This is a genomic window from Bradyrhizobium sp. CCGUVB1N3, assembly GCF_024199925.1.
Lineage (GTDB): Bacteria > Pseudomonadota > Alphaproteobacteria > Rhizobiales > Xanthobacteraceae > Bradyrhizobium.
This window is the reverse complement of sequence record NZ_JANADR010000001.1, coordinates 5,353,205-5,368,164: the sequence shown is the minus strand read 5'-3', so window position 1 is coordinate 5,368,164 and position 14,960 is coordinate 5,353,205. Positions and strand designations below refer to the sequence as shown.

Annotated in this window: 19 protein-coding genes and 1 pseudogene; 13 read left to right on the top strand and 7 right to left on the bottom strand. The window is 63.6% G+C overall.

The window, feature by feature from the left end:
* Window positions 1–122 precede the first annotated feature (122 nt).
* On the top strand, window positions 123–659 hold the full coding sequence (locus NLM33_RS25605) for an SRPBCC family protein (protein ID WP_254099945.1): 537 nt from the start codon (window positions 123–125) through the stop codon (window positions 657–659).
* 24 nt (window positions 660–683) lie between these two features.
* A complete protein-coding gene (locus NLM33_RS25600) occupies window positions 684–1,097 on the top strand; it encodes a VOC family protein (protein WP_254099944.1) in 414 nt (137 codons plus the stop codon).
* Window positions 1,098–1,365: 268 nt separating this feature from the next.
* On the opposite strand, the gene NLM33_RS25595 is transcribed toward NLM33_RS25600, so the two are convergent.
* Window positions 1,366–1,803 carry a hypothetical protein gene (locus NLM33_RS25595; RefSeq protein WP_254099942.1) on the bottom strand — a complete coding sequence of 146 codons (438 nt, stop codon included), beginning with the start codon at window positions 1,801–1,803 and terminating at the stop codon, window positions 1,366–1,368.
* Window positions 1,804–1,943: 140 nt separating this feature from the next.
* On the bottom strand, window positions 1,944–2,732 hold the full coding sequence (locus NLM33_RS25590) for an SDR family NAD(P)-dependent oxidoreductase (RefSeq protein WP_254099940.1): 789 nt from the start codon (window positions 2,730–2,732) through the stop codon (window positions 1,944–1,946).
* A gap of 96 nt (window positions 2,733–2,828) precedes the next feature.
* Between NLM33_RS25590 and NLM33_RS25585 the strand changes: the two genes are divergently transcribed.
* A complete protein-coding gene (locus NLM33_RS25585; RefSeq protein ID WP_254099938.1) occupies window positions 2,829–3,206 on the top strand; it encodes a cupin domain-containing protein in 378 nt (125 codons plus the stop codon).
* On the opposite strand, the pseudogene NLM33_RS25580 reads toward NLM33_RS25585, so the two are convergent.
* A pseudogene (locus NLM33_RS25580) lies at window positions 3,203–3,733 on the bottom strand (methyl-accepting chemotaxis protein); the annotation flags it as partial. The gene NLM33_RS25585 and the pseudogene NLM33_RS25580 sit on opposite strands and share 4 nt — an antisense overlap.
* A gap of 85 nt (window positions 3,734–3,818) precedes the next feature.
* Here NLM33_RS25580 and NLM33_RS25575 point away from each other — a divergent pair.
* From NLM33_RS25575 to NLM33_RS25550, 6 genes are all read left to right on the top strand, one after another.
* Window positions 3,819–4,193, top strand: coding sequence for a nuclear transport factor 2 family protein (locus tag NLM33_RS25575; RefSeq protein WP_254099936.1), 375 nt, complete (start codon window positions 3,819–3,821; stop codon window positions 4,191–4,193).
* 137 nt (window positions 4,194–4,330) lie between these two features.
* Window positions 4,331–4,753 carry a YciI family protein gene (locus NLM33_RS25570; RefSeq protein WP_254099934.1) on the top strand — a complete coding sequence of 141 codons (423 nt, stop codon included), beginning with the start codon at window positions 4,331–4,333 and terminating at the stop codon, window positions 4,751–4,753.
* A gap of 52 nt (window positions 4,754–4,805) precedes the next feature.
* Window positions 4,806–5,171 (top strand): hypothetical protein, encoded by a 366-nt coding sequence (locus tag NLM33_RS25565; protein WP_254099932.1) that lies wholly within the window; start codon window positions 4,806–4,808, stop codon window positions 5,169–5,171.
* Between the two features lie 83 nt (window positions 5,172–5,254).
* Window positions 5,255–6,007: a TetR/AcrR family transcriptional regulator gene (locus NLM33_RS25560; RefSeq protein ID WP_254099930.1), complete on the top strand. Its 753-nt coding sequence runs from the start codon at window positions 5,255–5,257 to the stop codon at window positions 6,005–6,007.
* A 121-nt stretch (window positions 6,008–6,128) separates the two neighbouring features.
* The gene (locus NLM33_RS25555; RefSeq protein WP_254099928.1) at window positions 6,129–6,614 is read left to right on the top strand and encodes a DUF2852 domain-containing protein; all 486 of its coding nucleotides are present in this window, start codon (window positions 6,129–6,131) and stop codon (window positions 6,612–6,614) included.
* A gap of 173 nt (window positions 6,615–6,787) precedes the next feature.
* Window positions 6,788–7,555, top strand: a complete 768-nt coding sequence (locus NLM33_RS25550; protein ID WP_254099926.1) for a serine acetyltransferase — start codon at window positions 6,788–6,790, stop codon at window positions 7,553–7,555.
* A 9-nt stretch (window positions 7,556–7,564) separates the two neighbouring features.
* Here the strand turns inward: NLM33_RS25550 and NLM33_RS25545 are convergent, their stop codons facing one another.
* On the bottom strand, window positions 7,565–8,074 hold the full coding sequence (locus NLM33_RS25545; protein WP_254099924.1) for a helix-turn-helix domain-containing protein: 510 nt from the start codon (window positions 8,072–8,074) through the stop codon (window positions 7,565–7,567).
* Between the two features lie 200 nt (window positions 8,075–8,274).
* Here NLM33_RS25545 and NLM33_RS25540 point away from each other — a divergent pair, with 200 nt between their 5' ends.
* Window positions 8,275–8,985, top strand: coding sequence for an SDR family NAD(P)-dependent oxidoreductase (locus NLM33_RS25540; RefSeq protein ID WP_254099922.1), 711 nt, complete (start codon window positions 8,275–8,277; stop codon window positions 8,983–8,985).
* Between the two features lie 16 nt (window positions 8,986–9,001).
* Here NLM33_RS25540 and NLM33_RS25535 read toward each other — a convergent pair whose 3' ends face one another.
* The 3 genes from NLM33_RS25535 to NLM33_RS25525 form a co-directional block, all read right to left on the bottom strand.
* Entirely contained in the window at window positions 9,002–9,289 is a 288-nt protein-coding gene (locus NLM33_RS25535) for a hypothetical protein (protein ID WP_027553210.1), read from the bottom strand.
* Between the two features lie 283 nt (window positions 9,290–9,572).
* Window positions 9,573–11,309 (bottom strand): gamma-glutamyltransferase, encoded by a 1,737-nt coding sequence (gene ggt, locus NLM33_RS25530; RefSeq protein WP_254099920.1) that lies wholly within the window; start codon window positions 11,307–11,309, stop codon window positions 9,573–9,575.
* A 144-nt stretch (window positions 11,310–11,453) separates the two neighbouring features.
* Window positions 11,454–11,990 carry a hypothetical protein gene (locus NLM33_RS25525; RefSeq protein ID WP_254099918.1) on the bottom strand — a complete coding sequence of 179 codons (537 nt, stop codon included), beginning with the start codon at window positions 11,988–11,990 and terminating at the stop codon, window positions 11,454–11,456.
* Between the two features lie 800 nt (window positions 11,991–12,790).
* Between NLM33_RS25525 and tolQ the strand changes: the two genes are divergently transcribed.
* The 3 genes from tolQ to NLM33_RS25510 are packed head-to-tail and all read left to right on the top strand — an operon-like array spanning window position 12,791 to window position 14,956.
* Window positions 12,791–13,507 carry a protein TolQ gene (tolQ, locus tag NLM33_RS25520; RefSeq protein ID WP_254099916.1) on the top strand — a complete coding sequence of 239 codons (717 nt, stop codon included), beginning with the start codon at window positions 12,791–12,793 and terminating at the stop codon, window positions 13,505–13,507.
* 37 nt (window positions 13,508–13,544) lie between these two features.
* The gene (locus tag NLM33_RS25515; RefSeq protein ID WP_254099914.1) at window positions 13,545–14,012 is read left to right on the top strand and encodes a biopolymer transporter ExbD; all 468 of its coding nucleotides are present in this window, start codon (window positions 13,545–13,547) and stop codon (window positions 14,010–14,012) included.
* Window positions 14,009–14,956: a protein TolA gene (locus NLM33_RS25510; RefSeq protein WP_254099912.1), complete on the top strand. Its 948-nt coding sequence runs from the start codon at window positions 14,009–14,011 to the stop codon at window positions 14,954–14,956. Before NLM33_RS25515 ends, NLM33_RS25510 begins: the two co-directional genes overlap by 4 nt.
* Window positions 14,957–14,960: the final 4 nt, after the last annotated feature.

The window sequence follows — 14,960 nt, the reverse complement described above, 5'->3', positions numbered from 1 at the left end:
ATTCCGGGGCGCCCGAAGGGCGAACCCGGAATGACGTGGAAACGTCGGCGAAAAAAATCTTCCGGCCCTGTCGAACTGAGCCCTTCTCCTTCGTCCTAGGACCAAACCGAAGGGAGCCAGTCATGCTGAAAGCTGTTGCCATCGTCGCCATTTTGCTTGCCGGCGGCATTGCCGGCATTCTCGCCTTCGCCGGCACCAAGCCGGACATGTTTCGCGTGGAACGCACGCTCGCCGTCAAGGCGCCGGCCGATGCCATCTACCCCCTCATCGCCGATTTCCAACGCTGGACGAGCTGGTCGCCCTACGAAGGGCGCGATCCCGGCATGAAGCGCGCTTTCGGCAGCACCACGCAGGGCAGGGGCGCCACCTATGCCTGGGACGGGAACAAGGACATCGGCGCCGGGCGCATGGAAATTCTCGAAGCGAATACGCCGTCGAAACTGCGCATCAAGCTCGATTTCGAGCGGCCGTTCGAAGGTCACAACATCGCCGAGTTCACGTTTGTGCCGCAAGGTGGTGCAACACTGGTCACATGGGCGATGTACGGTCCGGCCCCGTTCATCTCGAAGCTGATGCAGGTGTTCGTCAACATGGACAACATGATCGGCAAGGATTTCGAGACCGGCCTCGCCAATCTGAAGAAGCTCACCGAGAAGTAGAAACCTCACGTCAAGGAGAGAAACATGCTCAATCCATACCTGTTTTACCAGGACAAGTGCGAAGCCGCGTTCAACTATTATGCGCGCGTGCTCGGTGGAAAGGTCGAGGCGATGCTGCGCGCCTCCGACGCCCCGCCGGAGATGCCGGCTGCACCCGGCCGCGAAAAGACCATCATGCATGCGCGCATGTCGCTTCCCGATGGCAGCGTCCTGATGGCCTCCGACGCGCCGCCGGAGCATTCGCAGAAGCCGCAGGGCTTCTCGATCTCGCTGACGATCACCAACGTGGCCGATGCCGAACGCAAGTTCAACGCGCTTGCCGATGGCGGCACCGTCACGATGCCCTTCAGCAAGACGTTCTGGGCCAAGGGCTTTGGCATGTGCGTCGACCAGTTCGGCATCCCCTGGATGGTGAACTGCCCCGCGGAAGGGATGTGAGAAAGAATTGAAGCAAACTGCTGCCGCACGCACACTGCACCTTCTCCCCTTGTGGGAGAAGGTGCCATAGGCGGCCTTCGGCCGCCGTCCTTAAGAACGCCGAAGCGAAGCTTCGGCGATGGCGCCGGATGAGGGGGTGTCTCCGCGAATTCAATTTTGAGAAGTTCACTCGCGGAGAGAGACCCCTCACCCCAATGAGATCGTGTCTGCCAGCGGAGCTACCCTCTCCCGCAAGGGGAGAGGGCACGGCAACTGCCAGCACCGTAACTTACCTGCACCGCGGGTAGATCGCGGCGAGCTCGCGGCCCTTCAGCAGCAATAGCCGCGACGTCAGTCCGCCGCGGCTTCTGATCCAGTCGCGCACGGGTGCCGGATAGGCCGCCAGCACCGCTTCGGAGGCTTCCGGCTCGGCATAGAAGCGGCCCTGCCGGTCGACCGAGCGGGCGGCATGGAAGCCGAGCACCGCGCGCTTGGTGACGCAGATGCGCTCGCCGGGCACCAGACTCAGCACCAGCGTGCAGGCGGACAGACATGGCCCGTCGATCACCACACGCTCGCCGGACTCGCGCACCCGATCGAACAGTTCGAGAAATGGTCCGACCCGTCCGCCTGGAGACTGGACGATGCGGATTTCGGCGCAGGCGGATGCAGAGGCGAGCAACGCGGCCGCGACCGTCACGGACCTGACGAATACAACGCGTCGCATGGCACTCTCCACACATGTAATTTCGTAGGGTGGGCAAAGGCGCCAAGCGCCGTGCCCACCGATGCAGCCGCAACCAGGACAGACGGTGGGCACGCTTCGCTTTGCCCACCCTACAGAGCTAATCCACCATGCGCGGGGATCTACCCATTCCTCCGCTGTCCGCGTAGCGTCGGCAGGCCGATGCCAGCTGCATCGAAGCCGCCATCGACGGCCAAAATTTGGCCGGTGATGTAGCTCGACCGATCCGAGCACAGGAAAAAGATCGCTTCCGCGAGTTCCTCTTCCAGGCCATAGCGGTTGAGCGGGATGGCGTCGTGATAATCTGCGCGGATCTCCGGCGTGTGCACCTCTTTGGCCATCGCGGTATCGACCGGCCCGGGCGCAACCGCGTTGACGCGGATGTTGAGCGCGGCGAGCTCGACCGCGAGCTGCTTGGTCAGATGCGCCAGCCCCGCCTTGCTCGTGCCGTAGGCCGAGCGCAGCGTCGAGGCGCGCACAGCCGAGATCGAGGTGATGTTGACGATGGCGCCGCCGCCGGCCTCGCGCATCAGGGGCACCGCGGCCTTGGTGCTGATGAAGGGCCCGGTGAGGTTGACCTCGAGCACGCGGCTCCAGTCCTTGTCCGACGTCTCCATCAGCGGTGCGAACACCGCGATGCCCGCATTGTTGACGAGCGCGTCGAGCCGGCCGAAGCGTTGCTCGACCGCCTTCATCGCCGCACCGACCGCCGCGCTATCGGAGATGTCGCAAGTCAGCGCCAGCGTCGTCTCGTTCTGGTCGATCGCAGCGACGGCGTGCGTCAGCAACTCGCCCTCGATGTCGAGCAGCGCCACGCGCCAGCCCTCTGCGAGGAATTTCCTGGCTGTCGCAAGGCCGATGCCGCGCGCGGCTCCGGTAACGAGGGCAACCTTTTGCGGGCTTGAAGTCATCTGTTAATCTGTCCTGTGTCCGAAACAGCCCCCCGCCAAGGCGGACAGCCTTCGCGTCTTTTACTGTGCTTTCGTCCCCGCAAGAAAGGCCTCCGCATGCAGCTCTCCGATCCATCCGCGCTGGAAGAGTGGCGGCCGGGCGTCAGGACCCGCATGCTGGCCTCGGCCCGCACCGGCACCACCGCGCTGTGCATCTTCGAGCAATGGGTCGACCCCGGCGCCGGCGCGCCGACGCACAGCCACACCGTCGAGGAGGTGCTGACGGTGCGCGAGGGCGAGGGCGAGATCTGGCTCGAGGAGACGCGCGCAAGGGTCACCGCCGGCCGCTCGGTGCTGGTGCCGGCAGGGCGCAAGCACGGCTTCCGCAACGTGGGAACCGTGACGCTGCACGTCCACGCCGTGCTGGCCGCACCGATCTTCGAGGCGCTGCCGGAAGGCGCGAGCGAAATGACGCGGCGCTGGCTGCCGGACTAGGACAGCTCCGCCGACGCACGCTGCATGTTCGACGACATGTCGGCGGTCACGATGCTCTGCTCCTCGACCGCTGCGGCGGTGGAGGAGATGAACTCGTTCAGGCCGGCGATGGCGGCCTTGATTGCGCCGAGGGAACTTGCCACGTCGCCCGAGATGCTGTTCAGCGCGTCGCTCTCCGAGGAGATCGTGTCGGTCGCCTGCTTGGCCTGGTTAGCGAGGCTCTTCACCTCGGAGGCTACCACGGCGAAGCCGCGCCCGGCTTCGCCGGCGCGCGCGGACTCGATCGTGGCATTGAGTGCGAGCAGATTGATCTGGCCGGTGATGCCCGAGATCAGCTCCGCCTGCGACTTCCAAATTGCCGCGATCTGCCCGTCATTGTCGGCAGCTTTCAGCTTCTGCTCCGTAACGTCGGTTGCGAACTTCACAACCTTGAACGGTTTTCCGGCCTCGTCGAGGATCGGATTGTAGGTCACGAGAATCCAGATCTCCTTCGCTCCCTTGCCGAGGCGCTTGCATTCCATAAATTGCGCCACAGATGTCGGTTTCGAGCACGCAACTTCGTCTCCGTTGGAGGGGCGCCGGTATTATACGCCGGCCTCAACAGGAGTTTCCATGACGCTCACACCGGCAGACCGCGCCACGCTGATCCGCAATCTCTTCGCCGCCTATCTCGCCAACGACCGCGCCCGCGTCGCGGACGCGCTCGCCGTCAACTTCCGCTTCACCAGTCCCTTCGACGACAATCTCGACAAGCAGACTTACTTCGAGCGCTGCTGGAGGGACGCCGGCTGGATCGCGCGCCACGACATCGAGCGCATCTTCATCCAGGGTGACGAGGCCTTCGTCACCTACCGATGTCTGGCAACAGACGGCAAGAGCTTCCGCAATACCGAGTTCATGACTTTTGCAGGCGACCGGATTGCCCGCATTGACGTCTATTTCGGCGCGACCTATCGGGACGGCGCCTTCCTGCGGCAGCAGGGCTAGCCCCGTCGTGGCCTTACCTCCAAAATAATCTTCACCGGCGTGTCGGGACTGCAAGATGCGGTTCGTCTTATCCGTGAGAGCCGGTGATCTCGGCCCAAAAGCGAAATAGGACTGATAAGACCCAAAGGACGCCCCAAATGCGCTTCATGATGCTGATGATCCCGCTCGGCTACGAGACTGCGCCGAAGGACGTTCAACTCGATCCGGAGCGCGTCGCCGCCATGATGCGCTACAACGAGGCGCTCCAGAATGCCGGCGTTCTGATCACGCTCGAAGGTTTGCATCCGCCCTCGACGGGCGCGCGCGTTTCGTTTGCGACCGGCGAGCCGATCGTGACCGACGGCCCCTTTGCCGAGTCCAAGGAAGTCTTGGGGGGCTACTGGATGATCGAGGTCGCTTCGCGCGAGGAAGCGATCGCCTGGGCGAAGAAGTGCCCGGCCTCGCCGAACGAGATCATCGAAATCCGCCAGGTGCAGGAGATGGCCGACTTTTCGTCAGATGTGCAGGAAGCGGCCGCCGGCTTCGCCGAGCTGCGGAAAGGCGGCCAGCCCGGCCGCTAGCCTGCCCGATTGCCTTTCGTCAAAGCGTCAACGCAACGGAGGAGTGAAGCCCATGAGCACCAACGACACCTATCTCGCGGTCTTCCTCGGCAGCAAGGAGAGCGCGAAGATGGCCGCCTGGAATGCGCTGCCGGAAGCCGAACGCAAAGCAAAGGAGAAGGAAGGCATGGCGGCATGGCACGCCTGGGTCCAGAAGCACCAGGGCGCGATCCAGGCCATGGGCGGCCCGCTCGGCAAGACCAAGAAGGTCGACACCAAGGGCGTCGCCGACATCGCCAACGAGATGGGCGCCTTCACCGTGGTCCGCGCCGCCTCGCACGAGGCCGCGGCAAAAATGTTCGAGAACCATCCGCATTTCGCGATCTTCCCGGGTGAGCGGGTCGAGATCATGCCGGTGCTGCCGATCCCGGGCGGCTAGCTCTCATTCCGGGGAAATACGGGTTAATCAATCCCCGCCCGCGCTAGTGACCTTCGCGCCCGGCTCATGTAAAAGTCGTTCACATGAGCTGGCGCAAGGAGCAACGCCGCGCCGAGCGCGGCTATCATCACGGCAATCTGAAGGAGGCGTTGCTCCAGGCGGCGCTGGGGCTGATCGCCGAAAAGGGCGCGGCCGGCTTCACCTTTGCCGACGCCGCGCGCATGGCCGGCGTCAGCCCGGCCGCTCCATACCGGCATTTTCGCGATCGCGATGAACTGCTCTCCTCGATCGCCCAGCGCGGCTTCGAGCAGTTCGAACAGCGCCTGACCGCGGCCTGGGACGATGGCCGCCCGGACACCGTCACCGCGTTCGAGCGCGTCGGCAAAGCCTATCTCGCCTTCGCGCGGGAAGAGCCCGCCTTCTACTCCGCGATGTTCGAATCCGGCCTGCCGGCCGACGCCAATCCGGCGCTGATGGCCGCAGGCGAGCGTGCTTTCGGCGTCATCCGTGCGGCTGCCGAGCGCCTCGCGGCGTTGACGCCGCCGGGCACGCCGCGGCCGCCGGCGATGATGATGGCGCTGCACATCTGGTCGATGTCGCATGGCGTAGCCTCGCTGTTCTCCCGCGGCGATGGCGCGCGCCGCAAGCTGCCGATGTCGCCGGATGAACTGCTGGAAGCCGAGGTGCTGATCTATCTGCGCGGGCTCGGCTTCCCGATCGACCGCCGGCCCACGGCGAAGGGCGCCGAGCCGCCGCCGGTGCCACCGGAGGCATCCTCCACTTCTGGCAGCTCCCCGGGCGGCACTTCGGGCGGTCCTTGGGGCAAGCTGAAATAAAATTGCGCAAATAAATCGGCGGGCCTGTCTGGCGGCCAGCTTGACAAAACCGCGGGATCGGCTACCTATGTAAATGTTATTTACATTCACAACGGCGTGACTGCCGTGATGGAGATGGGAAATGGCCTACACCGCTGATGTCAATCGATGGCGCGGCCCTTCGGAACAACCCTACGACCGCCCCCACATGCTCGACACGCCCTGGCACCCCGGCTGGATTGCCGTGACCATCCTCGGCTTCATCATCTGGTGGCCGATCGGCCTTGCCCTTCTCTTTTTCACACTCGGGAGCAGAAGAATGTCGTGCTGGAGTCACCAGGATCGCTGGCAGAACAAGATGGAGCGGATGCAGTACAAGATGGACCGCATGCGCGACCGCATGGAGCGCCGCGGCTTCGGCTTCGGCTTCGGCCCGCCGTCCTCCGGCAACCGCGCCTTCGACGAGTACCGCTCTGAAACGCTGCGGCGTCTCGAAGAGGAGCAGGTCGAGTTCAAGAGCTTCCTCGACCGTCTGCGTCACGCCAAGGACAAGGAAGAGTTCGACCAGTTCATGGCGCAGCACAAGAGCCGTCCGACGCCGCCGAACGAGCCGCCGCCCCAGGGCTGATCTGATCCTCAAAGCCTTCAGGCACACGCCCCCAAAGTCCTGATGGCCCCGAGCCGCCCGCCTGCGAGCCCCGCAGGCGGGCGGTTTGGCTTTTGACCGGCCTCGATGGCGCAATCCCACGAACATTCTATATTCATCCGGCGAAACCATGCGGCAAAGGACCGGAGAGGACGATGGCGAGAGCTGCAATCGTATCGGGCGACGGCCTCTGGCAGGAGATCCGCCGCGAGGCGCAACGTGCGATTGCCGCGGATCCCGTGTTCGGCGCGACTCTTGCGGACTCCATTCTCGCGCATCGTGATCTTGCGGCTGCCTTGTCCGATCTGATCGGACGCCGGCTCGGCGGCAACGCTGGCGAGCGCACGCAATTCACAAAACTGTCGAGCGACGCCTTTTGCGACCAGCCGAACCTGATCGAAGCCGCAAGCCAGGACCTGCAAGCCGTTGCGATCAGCGATCCCGCCATCGCCGGCCTGTTGACGCCGCTCTTGCACTTCAAGGGCTACGTCGCGCTGCAGGCCTGGCGCGTGTCGAACTGGCTCTGGCGGCGCGGCCATATCGATCCGGCGCTGCTCTTTCAAAACGAATCGTCCAACGCGTTGCAGGTCAGCATTCATCCGTCCGCCAACATCGGCTCATGCGTGTACCTAGATCACGCCACGGGCATCGTGATCGGTTCGAATGTCGTGATCGGCGACGACGTCACGATCCTCCAGAATGTCAGCATCGGCCGTCGCGATGAGCTTCCCACGCGCTCGCCGAGGATTGGCCGCGGCGTTTACATTGGTGCCGGCGCGACCATTCTTGGCGATATCCGGATCGGCGATTTCGCGAAGATCGGCGCTTCCTCGGTCGTGACGAGCGATGTGCCTGATGGCTGTACGGCGGTCGGCAACCCCGCTCGATTGACGAACTGCCCGGAGCCGGCCCTGTCTCCCTGAGCGACAAATCTACTGTGAGCGCGGCGATGACGCGGCCTCGCGGGCCGCCAACTCCTCGGCCGCGCCCTCCGTTGCGCCGGGGCCGGCGTGGACATGGACCTCCTTCGCAACGATCGGCTCGCCGCATTCGGAGCAGACCAGCACCGGATCGAACATCTTGCCGCAACGCTTGTGCTCGTGAAGCAGGGGGCGGCCGCGCTCATCGACCATGTGAGTGTCACCCCAATGCACGATTGCCATCACCACCGGATAGAGATCCAGTCCCTTCTGGGTGAGGATGTACTCATAGCGCGTCGGGCTCTCCTGATAAGGCGAACGCCTGAGCACACCGAACCGGACGAGCTTCTTCAGGCGATCGGCGAGGATGTGCCGGGTCACCCCGAGCCGCGACTGAAACTCCTCGAACCGGCGCACGCGCAAAAAGCAGTCGCGCAGGATCAGGAGACTCCAGCGGTCGCCGATCACGGCGACCGTCCTGGCGACCGAGCACTGTTCCTGCTCAAGCGAATCCCATCGCATTCGTCCGACCCCGAAAAGGTTGAATTTTCAACGCGTTCGTGCAGCGATAATACAAAATTCCAAAATGGAATGATAGCTGCTGAGGAGACAACCACTTTTCTTCAGCCTAGGCGAGAACAGTGAAACAGCATATAGTTCTATTTTAGAACTATATGCTGCGCGAGTGGCGACTTGGGCTCCAAACTCTGCGGGAGGATGCGATGAAGACTGCGATCGTGATCGGTGTGGGCCCGGACCGAGGGGTGGGTGCCCAGCTCTGTAAGCGTTTTGCAAACGACGGGCTCAAGGTGATCGTCGCAGGACGCACGCTGAGCGCTCTGGAGTCGGTTGCGCGCGATATCGTCGCCGCCGGGGGACAGGCCGTTCCCTTCGTCGCCGATGCCACCAAGGAGAGCGACGTCGCCGCGCTGTTCGATGCCGCCGGAAGCGAGCTCGATCTCGCGATCTACAACGCCGGCAATAACACGCCCGGAAAAATCGTCGAGATGGACGCCGACTATTTCGAGAAGGCCTGGCGCGTCGTCTGCTTCGGCGGCTTCTTGTTCGGCCGCGAGGCGGTGCGCCGCATGGCGCCGAAGAAAGCCGGCACGCTGCTCTTCACCGGCGCCAGCGCCTCGCTGCGCGGGCGCCCCGGCTTTGGCGCTTTCAACTCCGCCAAGGCTGGCTTGCGCACGCTCGCCCAGGCGATGGCCAAGGAATATGCGCCCGACGGCATTCACGTCGCCCATGTCGTGGTCGACGGCGCGATCGCCGGCGACAAGATCATGAACCGCTTCCCCGATGCTGCGGACCGGCAAGACAGCCTGATCAGCATCGAAGGCATCGTTGATGCATTCGCCTTCCTCTACCGCCAGCCCGAACGCGCCTGGTCGTTCGAGCTCGACGTGCGGACGTCGAAGGAGAAGTGGTGAGGCCCTGTCTCACCGATCAGGCGGCAGCCTTGTTCTTGATGGCTCCGATGATCGCGGTGAGGATCGCCCCGCCGGCGCCACCGGCGACGACTTGTGACACGATGCCGCCAACGCTCAAGTTTCCGGATTGTGCTGCGGCCATGATGGACGGAAGCAGCAACGTAATGACCTGGCCGAGCACTCCGCCACCGACCAGACCCGAAATGACGTTTCCGGCCATTCCGAGATCAAATGTCGGTGAAGACTTGCCCGCGCCAATTCCACCAAGCGCGCCTGAGACGAGGTTGATCAGAATCTGTTCCATGCGGATCTCCCGTGCGAGGTCGTCGGGCAGTTCGCCAGCCACTGCAGTCGTCTGACGAGCGGCCCAGTCCCGCATCGTCAGGCGGCTCACAGGCAAAAACAATAGAGTGTGTTGCCGATCGACCGGTGAAATAAACCCTCGCGTATGGAACAAGCCGCATAGCGAGGTTTCGCCACCGTCCGTCGAACGACAATCCAGTAGGGTGGGCAAAGGCGCGTTAGCGCCGTGCCCACCATCTCTCCGCGATTGCGACAGAAGCGGTGGGCACGCATCTACAAGGCTCTCAATACCCGGCGGCGAGCCCTGTGTTCCGGCGAGGATCGTTGGCGCCATAGTAGCGGTTGTTGCCGACCGGCTTGCCGTTCAGCGCCGGCGCGCCGACGATGATGACCGCCAGATGGTTGGGATCTTGGGGCGGCCCGAACTTGTGGCCCATGCCCTCCAGAATCTTTCGGGTGTCCGGCGACAGCGCATAGTTCTCGACGTTGGTGAGGTCCGGAAGCCATTGCTGATGGATGCGCGGCATGTCGACGGCCTCCTGCGCGTTCATGTCGTAGTCGATCGCGTTGATCATGGTTTGCAGCACGGCCGTGATGATGCGGCTGCCGCCGGGCGTGCCCACCACCATGACGGTCTTGCCGTCCCTGGTGACGATGGTCGGGCTCATCGAGGACAGCGGTCGCTTGCCGGGAGCGATGGAATTGGCCTCGCCCTGCACCAGGCCATAGAGGTTCGGCACGCCGACCTTCGCGGTGAAGTCGTCCATTTCATCGTTCAGCAGCACGCCGGTCTTGGCCGCCGTCACCTTGGCGCCGAACCAGTCGTTCAGCGTGTACGTCACCGATACCGCGTTGCCGTCCTTGTCCGCGATTGAATAGTGCGTGGTGTTGCTGCCCTCGTGCGGCGCGACGCCCGGCTTGATGTCCTTGGAGACGCCAGCCTTGTTCGGATCGATCACGGCGCGGATCTTGGTCGCGTAATTCTTGTCGAGCAGGCGGTCGAGCGGGTTCTTCACGAAGTCCGGATCGCCGAGATAGCTGTTGCGGTCCACGTAAGCGTGGCGCATGGCCTCGATCTGGACGTGCACGGCCTGCGCGGAGTGATAGCCCAGCTCCCTCAGCGGATAGCCCTCCAGGATATTCAGGATCTCGCAGATGACGACGCCGCCGGAGCTCGGCGGCGGTGCGGAGATCACGTGGTAGCCGCGATAGTCGCATTCGGCGGGCGCGAGCTCGCGCGTCTTGTAGCCGTCGAGGTCGTCCTGCGTCAGCAGGCCTTTGCCCGCCTGGCTCGAGGCCACGATGGCGCTACCGACCCAACCCTTGTAGAAGCCGTCGGTGCCTTTGCTGCTGATCTCGCGCAGGGTCTTGGCGAGCTCCGACTGCACCAGCTTCTCGCCCACCCGGAACGGCTGACCGTTGTTGAGGAAGATCGCGGCGGAGGCGGGATCGTCCTGAAAATCCGCGGTGGTGGTAAGCAACAGGTCGATGTCGCCCTGTTCCAGCGCAAAGCCCTGCTCGGCGAGTTGGATCGCGGGGGCGAGCAGATCGGCGCGCTTCATGGTGCCGTACTTTTCGCGCGCATATTCCATGCCCGAGATGGATCCCGGCACGCCAACGGCCAGGTGTCCCTTGGTCGAGATGCCCTTGATGACGTTGCCATCCTTGTCGAGATACATGTTGGCCGTCGCGCCCCTGGGCGCCATCTCGCGGAAATCGAGGAAGGTCTTGCGGCCGTCGGCGAGATTGATCGTCATGAAGCCGCCGCCGCCCAGATTGCCGGCCGCCGGATAGACGACCGCCAATGCGTAGCCGACCGCGACTGCCGCATCGACGGCATTGCCGCCGCGCTTGAGCACGTCCACGCCCACTTGTGTCGCCAGATGCTGCGCGGACACCACCATGCCGTTTTCCGCGGCGGCCGGCGCGACCGATGCTGCGCGCGCGGGGCTGAACGTTGTGAGGCTGACCGATACGATCGCGGCGACGATCCACCGCACACCTGTTTCTGGTTTCTGCACGGGACGCTCCTTGGGCTGGGCCGGTGATCCCGGCACATGTTGTTGTCGCCAAGAGAGCTACAGTTTGGGGCTCTAGCAAGGCGGAGGCGCGTGCACCACCGACCTTGAAATTCAACGAGCGATGGGGAGCGCAACGCCGCGAGGCTAGTTGGTCTCGCTCGGAAATTCGCTTGGCGTCACCCAAAAGCCATAGCCGCAGAGGTCGAAGGGCCTGCGCCACTTGTCGATGTCGACCCCTGGCAGATGATAATTTGACTCGCCGGCCGCGATCGTAAAGCCCGATTTGGATTCGATCGCGTCGAGCAGGCGGGACTCGAGCTCCTGCCATCGCTTGCCATAGACTCTCTCATCGTTTTTGCCGTAGCCGAGATAGCTCTGGTAGAAATTGGCCGCCGAGTTTTCGGCCGGCGGAACGTATTCGCCGGCGAGATTGATGTTGTTCTTTCCGGCGGCGAGTGTGAGGCGCGCCTTGCCATCCGTCTTCGCTTGCGCTGGGTGCTTGATGAGCAGGGAGAAGCCGCGGCCACACGCGAGCTCGAACACGATCTTGCCGTCCTCGACATAGGCGAGGATGTGCCCGTCATTTCTCTCTTCGTGGTAGGTCCAGCGGCCGGCCTGCGCGGCCGCCGTGGTTGCGGCAACCGCGAGCATGACAACGCCTATGAGCCGTGCAGCTCGCATCGAATCTTTCCCATCGGATGTGCTCGCGTGTTTTGTGCCTCACACGCACCATACGGTTCATTTGTCGAGCGAGCAGAATGATCGGCCGGTCAGGCGATTTCGCGCGGCGCGTGCTCCGCTGGGCTCTCTCGACCTTTCCTCGCATATGGGTTGGTGAACGTGCTCGGCCTTATGGTTCGAGACGCGCCGCAAGCGGCGCTCCTCACCATGAGGGTCTAAGATTTTGCCGCGAAACTAGACCTCATCCTGAGGAGCCCGCCAACGGCGGGCGTCTCGAAGGATGGGCCGCAAAGAGGCCGCTCACCCGCTTCTTTTGCATATGCGATTGCCCTGAGGGGGCGGGGGAGGGCTAGCCCCGGCGGAAGTCTATCTTTCGAATATCATCGAGCACAGGGCGTGGGGGTCCCCGAGGGGCACCCCCCCTCCCTGGCCCCCCGCAAGGGGGGAGGGAACCGACCTCGCTCTGGGCCGGCAGCCAGAGCAATTCGTGGCAGGCGCCCCCGCCAACCGCCTGCACCGCCTACCATTCCGGCAGGCAAATCCGCCCGCGCTAACCCCGCATTAACTATCGTCGGCGTCTGGTAAGGTCGGCAAGTCGCGCCCAAAGGCTTAGTCGAGGCCCTTAGTTTTGACATCTTGGCAGGGAAAGCAGACGGCCGGCTTCGGACGGGCCGCTGCAATCCAAAAAGACAAGGCTTTGCGCAGGCTTGGCAGGTGCGCGCGACCCGCGCGGCTTTGGGGAACCGGCAGCCATTTGCTCCCGGAGGACATGGAACGATCGCCTTGAGAGGATACTGCTTATGAACCCGGCCGACGTCGCTCAGTCAGCCCTGCCGGTTGCTGCTTCCGCCGACGTGTCGCTCATCGCGCTGTTCTGGCAGGCTCACTGGATCGTGAAGGCGGTCATGCTCGGGCTGTTGTCCTGCTCGGTCTGGGTCTGGGCGATCGCGATCGACAAGATCTTTCTCTATGCCCGCACCCGCCGCTCGATGGACCGCTTCGAGCAGGCGTTCTGGTCCGGCGAGTCGATCGAGGAACTCTATCGCACGCTGTCGGTCAAGCCGACCCATTCGATGGCAGCCTGCTTCGTCGCGGCGATGCGCGAATGGAAGCGTTCCTTCGAGAGCCACGCGCGCTCGGTTGCCGGCCTTCAGATGCGCATCGAGAAGGTGATGAACGTGTCCATCGCGCGTGAGATCGAGCGGCTGGAGCGCCGCCTTCTGGTGCTCGCGACCGTCGGCTCGGCCGGCCCCTTCGTCGGCCTGTTCGGCACGGTCTGGGGCATCATGTCGAGCTTCCAGTCGATCGCGGCATCGAAAAATACCTCCCTGGCGGTGGTCGCGCCCGGCATCGCGGAGGCGCTGTTTGCGACCGCAATCGGCCTTATCGCCGCCATTCCTGCCACTATTTTCTACAATAAGTTCACCTCCGAGGTGAACCGGCAGGCCCAGCGCCTCGAGGGCTTTGCGGATGAATTTTCAGCCATCCTGTCCCGTCAGATCGACGAGCGTGGGTGATGGACGCTATAGTGAAGACGATCGTGGGCTCTAGATCATGGCGATGAACGTAGCCAGTTCGTCCGGTGGCGGCGGCCGCCGCAGCCGGCGTAAATCGGTCATGGCCGAAATCAACGTCACGCCGATGGTCGACGTGATGCTGGTGCTGCTCATCATCTTCATGGTCGCAGCGCCGCTCATGACCTCCAACATCGATATCGATCTGCCGGTCGCCAACGGCGGCAAGTCGATCTCCTCGAATGCGCCGCCCTTGACGCTGTCGGTGAAGCGGACGACCGGCGGCTGCAATTCGAACGTGGAATTGTATCTCGGCGACAGCCCGATCTCGGCTGGCGATCTTCAGTCCAAGATCGAGGCGATCAAGGACACGCGGTCCGACGCCGACCGGGTCGTCTATCTGCGCGGTGACAAGGACGTCTGCTACACCGACATGATGAAGCTGCTTGGGCAGGTGCGGGCCGCCGGCTTCAAGGCCAATATCGTGATTATCCCGGAGCAGGGATGAAGGTCAAAGTCGACAAGACTGTTGTTGCGTCGATTGTCCTCCACGTCCTCGTGATCGGCTGGGGGTTGATCTCCTTTAGCTCGCGCGCGCTCGAAGTTCCGGAAGAGTCCATCATTCCCGTCGACATCTCGATGGATCAGCCCGCCAAGGCGACCGCCGGCATTCAGACCGCGGAGAAGGACAAGCAGAAGCCCAAGGTCGACAAGGTCGCTCCCGAGGTGACGCCGCCCGAGGAGTCCCAGGGCAAGATCACCACCAAGAAGGAGCTGATCCAGACCAACACGACGCCGCCGCCGCCGAAGCCGGTGGAGAAGCCCGTCGAGAAGAAGCCGGATCCGCCGAAGCCCGTCCAGGAGACCAAGCCCAAGGACGAGACCAAGCAGGCCGAGAAGAAGCCCGAGGAAAAGGTCGATCCGATCGCCGAGGCCCTGAACAAGCCGGAGAAGGAGAAGAAGCCTCCGCCGCCGAAGCAGGAAGCTGCCAAGCCGCAGCCGCCGAAGCCGAAGGACCGACCGTTCAATCCCATGGACATCATGGCCAAGCTCGAGGACAAGCGCGATCCGACGCGTCACGAGATGACGGGCGCGACGCCGAATGCGACCAGTGCGCTCGGCACGCAGAACGGCAAGGATACCGCGATCGTCGCGACCTGGAAGGGCGCGTTCGTCGCCGCCGTGAGGCGCTGCTTCAGATTCCCCTATAATGGCCAGGACGCCGATCAGTTCGAGGTCGACATCGACATCCAGATGCGTCCGGACGGCACGGTTGCCTCCTCGCCCACGATCGTCGCCGTGCGCGGACCGTCGCGCTCGGTCGGCACGGCGATGGCCGAGAGCGCGAAGCGCGCGGTCGAGGAGTGTCAGGCCTATGCATTCCTGCCCAAGGCGCAATACGACACTTGGAAGTTCATTCCGATGACGTTCGGCCTCAAAGACATGCTGTAAGCGT